The following is a 12,148-nucleotide window of genomic DNA, read 5'->3' as shown; positions in this document are numbered from 1 at the left end:
CGCGCCGAGTAGGCCGCCCGCGCCGCCGACACCGCCTACGCCACCGTTTCCGCCGGATCCTCCGGCACCTCCGTCGCCGCCCAGGCCTCCGCCCCCGCCGGCCTGGCCGCTGAGTAAGCCGCTTCCGCCCAGGCCGCCTTCCCCGCCGGCGGCGCCCGTCCCACCGGCTCCGCCGGCGCCCCCGGCGCCTCCGGCGCCGCCATCGCCAATCAGCCAGCCGCCGCGGCCGCCGGCGCCGCCCGTGCCGCCGATGCCGCCGGCCGAACCGCCCGAGCCATTGCCGCCGTTGCCGCCGGTCACGCCTGACAGTCCGTCTGCGCCGGCACTTCCGGTGGTGCTGCCCGGGGTGCCGGCGTTACCGGCGCCGCCGATGCCACCGGCCCCGCCGGTACCGAACAGTCCGGCGTTGCCGCCGATTCCCCCGGCGCCGCCGCCGATGCCGCCGGCCCCGCCGATCCCGCCGCCGCCACCGAGCCAGCCGCCACTGCCACCCGCACCGCCGTTGGCTCCGGTCCCGCCGGCGCCGCCGGCACCGCCAACGCCCCACAATCCCGCGTTACCGCCGGCCCCGCCCGCCTGCCCTGCTGCCCCGGCGGCCCCGGAGCCGCCGTTGCCGACCAACAGCCCGCCGTCGCCGCCGCGGTCTCCCGGTGTGGTTGCGTTGGTGCCGTTACCAATCAGCGGCCGTCCCAGCAGTGTCTGGGTGGGGGCGTTCAGGACGCCCAGCACCCCCTGCTCGAGTTGTTGCAGCGGTGTGGCATTAGCCGCCTCGGCGGTGGCATAGCGCAGAGCGCTGCTGCTCAGCGTGCTCAGGAACTCCTGGTGAAGTGCGTTGGCCTGGGCGCTGATTGCCTGATACTCACGGCCGTAGCCGGAGAACAGTGCTGCGATGGCCGCCGAGACCTCGTCGGCTCCCGCGGCCAGCACCGCGGTGGTGCGCCCGGCCGCCGCCGCGCCGCCGGCCGCGACGTTCGAGCCGATGCCGGCCAAATCCTGCGTGGCTGAAGCCAGAAAGTCAGGGACCACCACGACCGACGACATTCGGAGACCTCCCTCAGGCAGCCCCCCGGCCCGCCGAGCGTAACAAGATCAAAGTCGCAAACGCCGCCTTTTAAATGCCATTGGTTTCACAAAGTCGGTCATATGGTGATGAGCGGTTCAACCTTCGGGTCCAGATCAGACCGCAAGCACTCATAGTGCGGGCCGGGAAGCGCCGGCTGCCGGCCCCAGAAACCGAAGAAGCCCCCCGCGGTCGCGGGGGGCTTACATCGGAACCACTAGGTGGCTATCGACGGAACCATCGGGAGACGGTGGGTTCGGCCATCAGTAATCGCGCAATAACGCCCATGGTGTTTACCTCAGCTTGCTGTCGGCAGGGGTTGCCAGTCTTCGAACTGCTCGGAGCACTCACCTTCGACGAGCATGTCGCCGTGGTAGAGAGCTTCGAAGTCAGCCTTGATGACGTCGGCACTCGAGTCGTCGATCCACATGACATTGACTGTAAGAGGCGGCATTAAGGAATCTTTGAGTCACGATTCGGAAAATGGTGGCAATTCTTACCGGTGGGTAGGGTGCCGGCGAAACGCGCTGGGATACCCGTTCTGCTGCCGGTTGAACCATCTCCTACCTGCGCTCGTATCACTGCAGGGTCTTGTTTGACACTTGTAAGTTAGCGTTGCTAAGTTAGCGCCGATAGGTGTGCGGTTGCCCGGTACGTACGGCGCGCGCCGGCGGCCGGAGGGACACGACATGCTGCAGGGGATCGCTCGACTGGCCATCGCCGCACCGCGACGGATCATCGGTATCGCCTTACTCGTCTTCATTGCCGCCGCCGTCTTCGGCATCCCGGTGGCCAACAGCCTGTCCCCGGGCGGTTTCCAGGACCCCCACTCCGAATCGGCGCGCGCCATCGCGCAGTTGACCGACAAGTTCGGTCAGAGCGGCCAGCAGATGCTGATTCTGGTCACCGCGCCGGGAGGCGCCCGTAGCGACCAGGCCCGCACCGCGGGCACCGACCTCGTCGAGCAGCTCAAGAAGTCGCCGCTGGTGTACAACGCCACCTCTCCCTGGACCGCTCCTCCGGAGGCCGCCGCCGACCTGATCAGCAAGGACGGCAAGTCCGGCCTGATCGTCGTCAACCTCAAGGGCGGCGAAAACGACGCGCAGAAGAACGCTCAGACGCTGGCCGACCAATTCGTGCACGACCACGACGGCGTCACCGTACAAGCGGGCGGCTCTGCGATGGAATACGCGCAGATCAACAAGCAGAACCAGGCAGACCTGCTGGTCATGGAGATGATCGCCATCCCATTCAGCTTCCTGGTTCTGGTGTGGGTGTTCGGGGGTTTGCTGACGGCGGCGCTGCCGATGGCACTGGGCGCGCTGGCGGTGGTCGGGTCGATGTCGGTGCTGCGGCTGGTCACCTTCACCACCGAGGTGTCGATCTTCGCTCTGAACCTGAGCACCGCACTCGGGCTGGCGCTGGCCATCGACTACACCTTGCTGATCATCAGCCGTTATCGCGACGAACTGGCCGAAGGCTGCGACCGCGAGCAGGCCCTGATCCGCACCATGGCCACCTCCGGGCGTACGGTCTTGTTCTCAGCGGTCACCGTGGCGTTGTCCATGGCTGCGACGGTGGCCTTCCCTATGTACTTCCTCAAGTCCTTCGCCTACGCCGGCGTTGCGACCGTGGCATTCGTCGCGACCGCGTCCATCGTGGTCACCCCGGCCGCCATCGTGCTGATGGGTTCGCGCATCGATGCGTTCGATGTACGACGCCTGCTGCGCCGGGTCTTTCGGCGCCCCGAACCCGTGCACAAGCCGGTCGAGCAGCTGTTCTGGTACCGATCGAGCAAGTTCGTGATGCGCTACTGGTTGCCGATCGGCTCGGCCGTCGTGGCACTTCTGGTGCTGCTCGGGTTGCCGTTCTTCTCGGTGAAGTGGGGGTTCCCGGACGACCGGGTGCTGCCTACCTCGGCGTCGGCGCATCAGGTGGGCAACCAGCTGCGCGACAACTTCGCGCGTGACTCGGCCACCGCCGTGCCGATCGTCGTTCCCGACGCGCGCGGACTGACACCGGACGACCTCGGCCAGTATGCCGCCGGGCTCTCCCTGGTGCCCGACGTATCGGCCGTCTCCGCCCCGAACGGGACGTTCATCGGTGGCAAGCTGTCCGGCCCGCCGGTCGGGGCCACCGGAATGACGGACGGCAGCGCGCTGCTGACCGTGAGCAGCACCGCCCCGCTGTTCTCGCAGGCCTCGGACAACCAGCTCAAACGCCTGCATCAGGTGGCTGGGCCGGGCGGGCGCAGCGTCGAGATGGCCGGCGTCGCACAGGTCAACCGGGACAGTGTCGACGCGGTGACCGACCGGCTGCCCCTGGTCCTGGGGTTGATGGCCGCTGTGACGTTCGTTCTGCTGTTCCTGCTGACCGGCAGCGTGGTGCTACCGCTGAAGGCCCTGATGCTCAACATGCTTTCGTTAAGCGCCGCGTTCGGCGCGCTGGTGTGGATTTTCCAGGACGGCCACCTCGGCGCGCTGGGCACCACTCCGAGCGGGACCCTGGTCGCCAACATGCCGGTGCTGCTGTTCTGTATCGCGTTCGGGTTGTCCATGGACTACGAGGTGTTCCTGGTCTCGCGTATCCGGGAGTACTGGCTGGCATCCGGTGCGGCCCGGCCCGCCAAGCCGAGCCCGGCGCAGGCACACGCCGCCAACGACGAAAGCGTGGCGCTCGGGGTTGCCCGCACCGGCCGGGTGATCACGGCGGCGGCGCTGGTCATGTCGATGTCGTTCGCGGCGCTGATCGCCGCACACGTGTCCTTCATGAGGATGTTCGGATTGGGCCTGACCCTCGCCGTCATCGCCGACGCAACCCTGGTGCGGATGGTGCTGGTGCCGGCCTTCATGCATGTGATGGGCAGGTGGAACTGGTGGGCGCCCAAGCCGCTGGTCTGGGTGCATGAGCGGTTCGGTATCAGCGAGGGCGGTGAGCTCGAAGCGCCGCCCGGGCGTGCCGACCACCGGGTGCCGAGCGAGGCCGACACCGCCAAGATGCCGACTCAGCGCAACGGGCGCGACGTCCACGCGTCGGTGACGCGCCGTGGTTGACGTCTCGGTGCACGGGCTGCGCCGCCAGCGTGCGCCGCGCGGGTCCGGTGACCGGCTTCGTCATGAAATCCTTGATGCGGCAACAGAATTACTTCTGGAGACCGGGCAGGCGCGGGCGGTGTCGATCCGATCGGTCGCGCAGCGCGTCGGTGTGACGTCACCGTCGATCTACCTGCATTTCCAGGACAAGAATGCGTTGCTGGACGCGGTGTGCGCGCGGTACCTGACAGGACTCGACGAGGCGATGGAGCGAGCCGCGGTCGGGCACACCGGCACCGCCGAGGTCCTTCGGGCCCAGGGCATGGCATACGTGCGATTCGCGCTGCAGACCCCGGAGCTCTACCGGCTGGCGACCATGGGCGAATGGCGTCCCGGCAGCAATGTCGATATGGCACTGGACAGTTCGGCGTTCAGGCACATGCGCGCCTCGGTCCAGTCGCTGATGGACGAAGGTGTCTACCGCACCGATGACCCGACCATGATCGCCCTGGAGCTGTGGACCGCCGCCCACGGCGTGGCCGCCATTCTGATCGCCAAGCCGCATCTGCCGTTCGGTGAGGTCGAGGCGTTCGCCGAGCGGGTTTTGAGCGCGGTAGTGTGCGGCCACATGGTGGCCGGGCTCGTCGGCGCCGACGCGACGTCCCGGCGGGTGATGGATTGGGTGCTCGAGCAGCGCCCCGCACAGGAGGCGCAAGCATGACGCCGAGCGTCAACAATCCCTTCTTCGCCCGGGTGTGGCCAGTTTTTGCCGCCCACGAAGCCGAGGCGGTCCGCGCGCTGCGTCGGGAGAATCTGGCCGGCCTCTCGGGCCGGGTGCTCGAAATCGGTGCCGGCAGCGGCACCAACTTCGCGTATTACCCCGATGCCGTCACGCACGTTCTCGCCGTGGAACCCGAACCGCGATTAGTGGACATCGCCAGGGAAGCCGCGGCCGAGGCGCCGATTCCGGTGGTGGTGACCCACGAAACCGCCGAGGAGATCGGCGACGTCGAGCCGTTCGACGCCGTGGTCTGTTCGCTGGTGCTGTGCTCGGTGCACGACCAGGTCAGCGTGCTGCGCCGGCTGCATTCGCTCCTTCGGCCGGGCGGGGAGCTGCGGTACCTGGAACACATCGCCAGCGCGGGCGCCCGGGGCCGATTGCAGCAGGTCGCCGATGTGACCATCTGGCCACGAATGTTCGGCAACTGCCACACGCATCGTCACACCGAGCGCGCGATCGTCGAAGCCGGATTCGAGGTGCACCGGGCGCGGCGGGAGTGGACGCTGCCCGCGTGGGCGCCGCTGCCGGTGTCCGAGTTGGCGCTGGGGCGCGCGCACCGACTCTAATCTCTGCGCCGAGCCTGCGGTGCGGGCGCCGAGCCTGCCGCTTCCCGCCACCTCCCCGCAGTTTCGGTGCCATCAGCGCAGATCCGACTTTCGGATGTCCAGTGCGTTACGCACCCTGCCGATGATGTTCTCCGGACGATCGGTGACGGTCACTCGTATCACAATCCATCCCAGCCGTTCCAGCATCTCGCGCCGGTGGTTGTCCCTGCTGTACTGCCAACGGTCCGTGCGGTGGTGTTCACCGTCGTATTCGACCGCGACCATAAGGTCCTCCCAGCCCATATCGAGGTAGTACACCTTGCCCCGCTCCACTGTCACCGGGATCTGGGTGGTCGGGCGTGGCAGACCTGCGCGCGTCAGCAGCAGTCGCAGCGACGTCTCCTTCGGTGATTGTGAGCCCGTATCGACCAGCGCCAGCGCCGTTTCCAACTGCCTGATTCCCCGTGCGCCCCGATGCTGCTCGGCTACGGCGTGCACCTCATCGGCGGTGATACTGGTGGCTCGCATCAGGGCGTCCAAGTTGGCGACCGCCGAGCCGAGCGGCCTACGGCTGCCGATGTCAAAGGCAGTGCGTTGCGGCGTGGTGACCGGTAAGCCCTCAACTACGGTGCTTTCTCCGGTCAGCAGTTGCATATCGTAAGTCCGGACCCCACGCGGGGGCCTCGCGTTGCGCCAGATTAACTCGATCGGCAGCCGCTCATCCACCCACTTCGATCCATGCCACGCCGAGGCGGTCATTCCCGCGATCACACCCTGACGACCCGACCACAGCCACGCTGCAACGGAGCGTTGGTGCAACGTGAGTATGCCCTCGCGCTGGACATAGACGTCGGGAAATTCTCGCCGGAAGCGCGAGCGCAGCTGGTGCCGTCTCAGGGACCCGTTTGCGATCGCCTCGCTGCCGATGAAAGGTGCGTCGCCCGTCATGCAGCCAGGATCGTGGACTGTCCAGACCGGCCGCCGTCGAATTCGCAGTCAGTCGATCGCTGTTGTGGAAGAACTTGCAACTGTGTGCAGCGTGGGACTTCTTCGACGACACTGCCCCCTGGGCGCCGAGACTGCGACGAGGTAGCGGATCAGGCCACAATCGGCGCCCCCGGCGCAGGCTCGGCGCCACCGGCGCACCAGCCCTACTTGAACAGCGCCGGCAACCGCTCGAGGAGCCCCGGCAACGCCTGGCTCGCCGACTCGCGCACGCACAGCGTCGCGTGTTGCGACAATGGCGTGGCCTCAGGGTTGACCTCGATCACCGCGGTGCCGCGAGCCAGTGCGAGTTCCGGAAGCCCGGCCGCCGGGTACACGATCGACGACGTCCCGACGACCACCACCACGTCGGCGTTCTCCGTCGCATCGAGCGCACTCTGCCACGGACCCTGCGGCAGCGCCTCGCCGAACCACACGATGTCGGGCCGGATCAGACCGCCGCAGTGGCACACCGGCGGCTCCACTTCGATAGCGGCCTCCGTCATCACCGGCAGCGCCTCTGCATAAGGCAAACCGCAACGCGCACAACGGAATTCGAAAAGGCTTCCATGGAGATGATGAACCGGGGAGCTGCCGGCCCGCTCGTGCAGGTCGTCGACGTTCTGGGTGATGACGGTGACGGAGGTGACGTCCGGATGCCGCTGCCAGTCAGCAATCGCCTGGTGCCCCGCATTGGGCTGAACATCGGCCACCAGGTAATGGCGCCACAGATACCAGCCCCATACGCGCTCGGGATTGCGTTCCCAGCCCTGGACGCTGGACAGCTCGTACGGGTCGAATTGGGCCCACAATCCGTTCTTGTCGTCACGGAACGTCGGTACGCCGCTCTCCGCCGAGATACCTGCGCCGCTCAGCACCGTCACTCGCATCCCACAAAGATAGCCGCGGGTGGGCAATACTGGTTACGTGGAGTTGCGCGATTTGTTGAAGGTCGATGTGAAGGCGGGCAAGCCGATATTCGACCAGCTCAGAACCGGAGTGATCGACGGTGTCCGGGCCGGTTCGTTACCGCCGGGAACCCGACTGCCGACGGTGCGTGACTTGGCGGGCCAGCTGGGCGTGGCCGCGAACACCGTAGCCCGCGCCTACCGCGAACTGGAATCCGCGGCGATCGTCGAAACACGCGGGCGTTTCGGCACTTTCATCTCCCGCTTCGATCCGACCGATGCCGCGATGGCGGCCGCGGCCAAGGAATACGTCGAAGTCGCCCGCGCGCTGGGGCTGACCAAGTCCGACGCGATCCGTTACCTCACCAACGTTCCGGACGATTAGAACTCCAAGAGCGTCAGGTTCGGGCGCAGCGGGTCGAGTAGCGGAACGCGGTATACCGCCGACAGAGCGGTGTTGAAGACAAGCCCGCGGCCCTTTGGCAGCTGCACATCGTGAACCGCGGTGACGCCCGGCACTGTGGCGGCGAGATCGGCGGCCTCGCCCGGCGACAGGCTGAACGGCATGGCCGGCACCTTGTAGCGCAGCGAAGTGCGGATGCCCAGCCGGCTGAACAGGCTGAACCAGCGCGGCGGCAGGTCGAACAGCATCTGACCACCCGGGAATCGCTTCGCGCACTCGGCGATCAGTCCCAGCGACTGCTCGGGTTGCAGATACATCAGCAGTCCCTCGGCGGTGATGAACACGCCGTCCGAGGTATCCACGGAATCCATCCAGCTGTAATCCAGCGCCGACTGGGCGAGCACCGATATCCGCGGCGAGGACGGCAGTAGGCGCTTGCGGATGTCGATGATGGGAGGCAAATCGACTGTCAGCCAACGGAATCGACTGTCCGGCAGCGCGGCCTCCAGGCGCCAGAAGCTGGTTTGCAGGCCTTCGGCCAATGCCACTACGGTGGCCGCCGGATGCGTGCTCAGGTACGCCTTTGCGGCGCCGTCGAAGGCCTGCGCCCGGATCGCGATGTCCTGGCGGGTGGGGCCGAACTTGGCGAAGTCGAAGTCGATCGAATCGACCAGCGCCACGGCCATCGGGTCGTCGATGAGTCGGTCGTCGCCGCGGCGCGCCTCGGTAGCGCGGGCGTTCAGCGTCAGCAGAGCGGTTTCCGAGACGCCGGTGAGCGCCACCTTGTGCGCCGGGGTCTGGGGGTCGCTCACGCGAGCACCTTTGCCAGCGTGCGCAGGTTGCGCGAGGTGGTCGAGGACTTGTAGCGCTTCTTGCCCATCGTTTTGCCGATGGTGCTGTCCAGGGTGCTGCCCTTGGGCACCTGCCAATAGATGACGCCCTCGCCGCGCTCGATCTTCTCCTCGGGGCCGGGACTCAGCTGTGCCAATTCGTCGAGGATGTCGCCGTCGGTCACGAAGGTGACATAGGACTGTTGGTCCTCGACCTCGCGCTCGAAGGGGTAGGCCTCGTCGATGGCCCGCACCGTCTCCAGGTCGTACGCCAGCACCCATGCGTCGTAGCCGAAGCGGTCGCGCAACGCGGCCTCGGCCTTCTTGCGCACGGTCGAGACTTTGGCCGCCGATTCCAGCCGCACGTTGCCGCTGGCCAGGATGGTGCGCACATTCTGGAAGCCGGCATCGGTCAGGGCATCGGCCACGTCGGCCATCTTGAGATTGACGCCCCCGACGTTGACACCGCGCAGGAAGGCCGCGTACTTGGTCATGGATCGATTTCACCAGCCCGTCGGAGAAGGCCGCAACGCGACGTAGGCTTTCGGCATGGGACGCCACGTCTTCGACGACAAGCTGTTGGCCGTGATCAGTTGCAACTCGATCGGAGTGCTGGCCACCATCAAGCGCGACGGGCGACCGCAGTTGTCGAACGTCCAGTACTACTTCGACGCCCGGGGTCTGGTCTTGCAGGTGTCGATCACCGAGCCGCGCGCCAAGACCCGGAACCTGCGCCGGGACCCCCGCGCATCGCTGTTGGTCGACGCCGACGACGGCTGGTCATACGCCGTGGCGGAGGGTGTCGCGGAACTGACCCCGCCGGCGATGGCGCCCGACGACGACACGGTCGAGGCTCTGATTGCTTTGTACCGCAACATCGCTGGCGAACATCCGGACTGGGATGAATACCGCGAGGCCATGGTCACCGATCGGCGCGTGCTGTTGACACTGCCGATCTCGCATGTGTACGGCATGCCGCCCGGCCGGCGGTAGGTAAATACGTTTCGGCCCGCTTCGTCACCAGATAGGCTGCCGGTATGGCCGACACGAACCCCCCGGAATCGTCCGAAGCGCCGGAGGACGACAACAAGCGCAAATTCCGCGAAGCCCTCGAGCGCAAGCTGGCCAAGTCATCCGGTGGCTCCGACCATAAGGACGGCGGCGGCAAGCAGTCGCGGGCGCACGGGGCCGCGGGCAACCGTCGCGAATTCCGGCGCAAGAGCGGGTAGTCGCCCGAATACGTTGCGGGAGAACCCTGTTCGGTTTTGGGTCGGGCGCTGCCGGGCCCGGCCGGCGGCATCGTTCTAGACTGACACGGTGCCGAAACTGCAGCTCGTTCAAGACCCGGCCGCCGACGCGTTGCTGGAGTCCGATCCCTTCGCGCTGCTGGTCGGAATGTTGCTCGATCAGCAGATACCCATGGAAGTGGCGTTCGCGGGCCCCAAGAAGATCGCCGACCGGATGGGAAGTCTGGACGTCACCGAGATAGCCGACTACGACCCGGAGAAATTCGCCGCACTCTGCTCGGAAAAGCCTGCGGTACACCGTTTCCCGGGATCGATGGCCAAGCGGATCCAAACGCTCGCACAGACCATCGTCGAACGGTATGACGGGGACACCGCGGCCCTGTGGACGGCTGGAAACCCCGACGGCAAAGAATTGCTGAAACGACTCAAGGCGCTGCCCGGGTTCGGCGAGCAGAAGGCGAAGATCTTTCTCGCGCTGCTCGGCAAGCAATATGGGGTGACACCGAGCGGCTGGCGGGCCGCCGCGGGGGACTACGGCAAGGCGGGGACGCACATGTCTATCGCCGATATCGTCGATGCCGAGTCGCTGAGTCAGGTGCGCTCATATAAGAAGCAGATGAAGGCAGCATCCAAGGGAAAGGCAGCGACGTGAAGACACACATCACTTGTCCGTGCGGGGAAGCCATCGTCGGCAAGGACGAGGATGAGTTGGTCGAGCTGACTCAGGCCCACCTGGCCAGCGTCCACCCCGGTCTGGACTACGACCGGGACGCCATCCTGTTCATGGCCTACTGACGCGACGCCGCACCCCGCGAGCGTGCGCATCCGTACACCGACACGCCATAGCCGATGTACATCCGCGCACGCTCGCGGGTCCGGTGCGGCACGTTACGGCACCACCGTCGAACCGATGGTGGGCATGAACTGGCACTGACGATCTTTCGTGGTGACCTGCCCGAAGATCGTCGACATGATGCTGCCCGAACCGGTGTCCACGATCGCGGTCAGTGTCGTCGGGCCTTCCCCGTTGATGTCGGTGCGCGGCTTGAGCGTGGCACTGCCCGATTTGCCGGTGGTGAGGTTGACCCACGTGACGTTCAAGGGCAGGCGCTGCACATCGGCCGGCCCGGGCGTCCCGACCGCGGTGAACACGTAAGCGGTCTGTCCCGGGCCGGGACCCGGCGTCGGGATGGGGGCCGGTCCGGCCACCGACAACGCCGTTGCCAGAGCGTTCGTGCCGTCACCGAGGCAGTTGGTGCCGATCGCCGGTCAGGGCGGAGCCGGTGGCCACGGCGGCAACCCCGGTGCCGGTGGTGGCGGAGGCACCGGCGGCGCGGCCGGCGGTGCGGGCGGGCACGCCGGCGCTCAGGGCGCCAGCGGTGGCAGCGACGGACCTGGCAGCGGCGGAAACGGCGGCGCCGGTGGTCGCGGTGGCAATGCGAGTGCACCCGGTGGTGCCGGAGCTTCCGGCGGCGCCGGCGGCGACGCCGGACTTGTCGGCAACGGCGGCGCGGGCGGCGCTGGCGGAAACGGCGCCGCCGGCGCGTCGGGCGCTGGCGGCGCGGCGGCGGGTGACGCCGGAGGCAACGGAAACGGCGGTGGCGCAGGCGGATCCGGCGGTGCAGGCGGTCACGGCGGTGCCCGTGCCGGCGATGGTGGGGCCGGCGGCGCCGGCGGCACCGGTGGACGTGGGGGTGCCGGCGGAGCGGGCAGCAACGGTGCAACCGCTGCAGCCGCTGGAGCGGACGGTCAGGCCGGCGGTGACGGCGGAGCGGGCGGTAATGGCGGGGCCGGGGGTGCCGGCGGCGCCGGCGGCACCGCGCTCGCCGCCTCCGGCCACAACGGGATCCGCGGTGCCGGCGGCAACGGCGGTACCGGAGGCGCAGGTGGTGCCCCCGGCGACGGCGGCAACGGAGCGAACGGCGCGGTCAACGGCGGCGCCGGTGGCAATGGCGGCCGCGGCGGCAATGCCGGTGCCGGCGGGCTGGGCGGCAGCGGCGGCGCCGGCTCAATCACCGGGGCCACCGGTCTCAACGGCATCAGTAACGCCGCGGGCGGCAACGGCGGAGCCGGGGGCAACGGCGCCGACGGCGCGGTGGGATCCGCGCCCTCCGGGACGGGAGAGGCCGGTGGCACCGGCGGCAACGCGGGGGCCGGGGGCGCCGGCGGTGCGGGCGGACACGGCGGCACCGACGGCGGAGACGGCGGTGCGGGCGGCCGGGGCGGCGCCGGCGGGCGTGGTGGTAGCGGCGGCACCGGTACCCGGGGCGCCGACGCTACCAACGCCGGCAGCGCCGGGCAGGCCGGCGGTGACGGCGGAGCGGGCGGTAATGGCGGGGCCGGGGGTGCCGGCGGCGC

The 12,148-nt window shown here is 68.1% G+C and carries 16 protein-coding genes; 9 read left to right on the top strand and 7 right to left on the bottom strand.

Annotation, left to right across the window (positions count from 1 at the left end; all coding sequences use genetic code 11):
• The coding region (locus tag AO501_RS05890; RefSeq protein ID WP_055576831.1) for a PE family protein at nt 1–1,041 on the bottom strand (1,041 nt) is incomplete at its 3' end.
• A gap of 317 nt (nt 1,042–1,358) precedes the next feature.
• A complete protein-coding gene (locus tag AO501_RS40050; protein WP_120793715.1) occupies nt 1,359–1,490 on the bottom strand; it encodes a hypothetical protein in 132 nt (43 codons plus the stop codon).
• 259 nt (nt 1,491–1,749) lie between these two features.
• Between AO501_RS40050 and AO501_RS05885 the strand changes: the two genes are divergently transcribed.
• Genes AO501_RS05885 through AO501_RS05875 form a run of 3 tightly spaced genes read left to right on the top strand, consistent with a single transcriptional unit; the run spans nt 1,750 to nt 5,439 of the window.
• Nucleotides 1,750–4,113 carry an MMPL family transporter gene (locus tag AO501_RS05885; RefSeq protein ID WP_055576833.1) on the top strand — a complete coding sequence of 788 codons (2,364 nt, stop codon included), beginning with the start codon at nt 1,750–1,752 and terminating at the stop codon, nt 4,111–4,113.
• Between the two features lie 7 nt (nt 4,114–4,120).
• The gene (locus tag AO501_RS05880; RefSeq protein ID WP_156452338.1) at nt 4,121–4,813 is read left to right on the top strand and encodes a TetR/AcrR family transcriptional regulator; all 693 of its coding nucleotides are present in this window, start codon (nt 4,121–4,123) and stop codon (nt 4,811–4,813) included.
• The gene (locus AO501_RS05875; RefSeq protein WP_055576830.1) at nt 4,810–5,439 is read left to right on the top strand and encodes a class I SAM-dependent methyltransferase; all 630 of its coding nucleotides are present in this window, start codon (nt 4,810–4,812) and stop codon (nt 5,437–5,439) included. Before AO501_RS05880 ends, AO501_RS05875 begins: the two co-directional genes overlap by 4 nt.
• Before the next feature lie 72 nt (nt 5,440–5,511).
• Here AO501_RS05875 and AO501_RS05870 read toward each other — a convergent pair whose 3' ends face one another.
• Together AO501_RS05870 and AO501_RS05865 are read right to left on the bottom strand one after the other, a co-directional pair.
• Nucleotides 5,512–6,366 carry an endonuclease domain-containing protein gene (locus AO501_RS05870; RefSeq protein ID WP_055576829.1) on the bottom strand — a complete coding sequence of 285 codons (855 nt, stop codon included), beginning with the start codon at nt 6,364–6,366 and terminating at the stop codon, nt 5,512–5,514.
• A 203-nt stretch (nt 6,367–6,569) separates the two neighbouring features.
• Nucleotides 6,570–7,292, bottom strand: a complete 723-nt coding sequence (locus tag AO501_RS05865) for an NAD-dependent deacylase (protein ID WP_055576828.1) — start codon at nt 7,290–7,292, stop codon at nt 6,570–6,572.
• Nucleotides 7,293–7,329: 37 nt separating this feature from the next.
• Between AO501_RS05865 and AO501_RS05860 the strand changes: the two genes are divergently transcribed.
• Complete coding sequence (locus tag AO501_RS05860) at nt 7,330–7,695, top strand: GntR family transcriptional regulator (RefSeq protein WP_055576827.1); 366 nt, start codon at nt 7,330–7,332, stop codon at nt 7,693–7,695.
• Here AO501_RS05860 and AO501_RS05855 read toward each other — a convergent pair.
• Entirely contained in the window at nt 7,692–8,525 is an 834-nt protein-coding gene (locus AO501_RS05855) for a class I SAM-dependent methyltransferase (RefSeq protein ID WP_055576826.1), read from the bottom strand. The two genes, AO501_RS05860 and AO501_RS05855, sit on opposite strands and share 4 nt — an antisense overlap.
• Nucleotides 8,522–9,037: a DUF1697 domain-containing protein gene (locus AO501_RS05850; protein ID WP_055576825.1), complete on the bottom strand. Its 516-nt coding sequence runs from the start codon at nt 9,035–9,037 to the stop codon at nt 8,522–8,524. The genes AO501_RS05855 and AO501_RS05850 overlap by 4 nt, the downstream gene beginning before the upstream one ends.
• Nucleotides 9,038–9,092: 55 nt before the next feature.
• Between AO501_RS05850 and AO501_RS05845 the strand changes: the two genes are divergently transcribed.
• From AO501_RS05845 to AO501_RS34495, 4 genes are all read left to right on the top strand, one after another.
• On the top strand, nt 9,093–9,536 hold the full coding sequence (locus AO501_RS05845; protein WP_055576824.1) for a PPOX class F420-dependent oxidoreductase: 444 nt from the start codon (nt 9,093–9,095) through the stop codon (nt 9,534–9,536).
• A gap of 44 nt (nt 9,537–9,580) precedes the next feature.
• Nucleotides 9,581–9,772, top strand: a complete 192-nt coding sequence (locus AO501_RS05840; protein ID WP_055576823.1) for a DUF5302 domain-containing protein — start codon at nt 9,581–9,583, stop codon at nt 9,770–9,772.
• Between the two features lie 88 nt (nt 9,773–9,860).
• Nucleotides 9,861–10,442, top strand: coding sequence for an HhH-GPD-type base excision DNA repair protein (locus AO501_RS05835; RefSeq protein ID WP_055576822.1), 582 nt, complete (start codon nt 9,861–9,863; stop codon nt 10,440–10,442).
• On the top strand, nt 10,439–10,585 hold the full coding sequence (locus tag AO501_RS34495) for a hypothetical protein (protein WP_063892814.1): 147 nt from the start codon (nt 10,439–10,441) through the stop codon (nt 10,583–10,585). Before AO501_RS05835 ends, AO501_RS34495 begins: the two co-directional genes overlap by 4 nt.
• Before the next feature lie 93 nt (nt 10,586–10,678).
• Here AO501_RS34495 and AO501_RS40625 read toward each other — a convergent pair whose 3' ends face one another.
• Nucleotides 10,679–10,999: a hypothetical protein gene (locus AO501_RS40625; protein WP_419775664.1), complete on the bottom strand. Its 321-nt coding sequence runs from the start codon at nt 10,997–10,999 to the stop codon at nt 10,679–10,681.
• Between AO501_RS40625 and AO501_RS40620 the strand changes: the two genes are divergently transcribed.
• Nucleotides 10,980–12,148, top strand: a 1,169-nt coding sequence (locus AO501_RS40620; RefSeq protein WP_419775663.1) for a hypothetical protein, incomplete at its 3' end; no start/stop codon positions are given. The genes AO501_RS40625 and AO501_RS40620 overlap by 20 nt on opposite strands.

Origin of the sequence: Mycobacterium gordonae, assembly GCF_001417955.2 — a bacterium.
Lineage (GTDB): Bacteria > Actinomycetota > Actinomycetes > Mycobacteriales > Mycobacteriaceae > Mycobacterium > Mycobacterium gordonae_B.
This window is presented reverse-complemented; position numbering and strand designations above follow the sequence as displayed.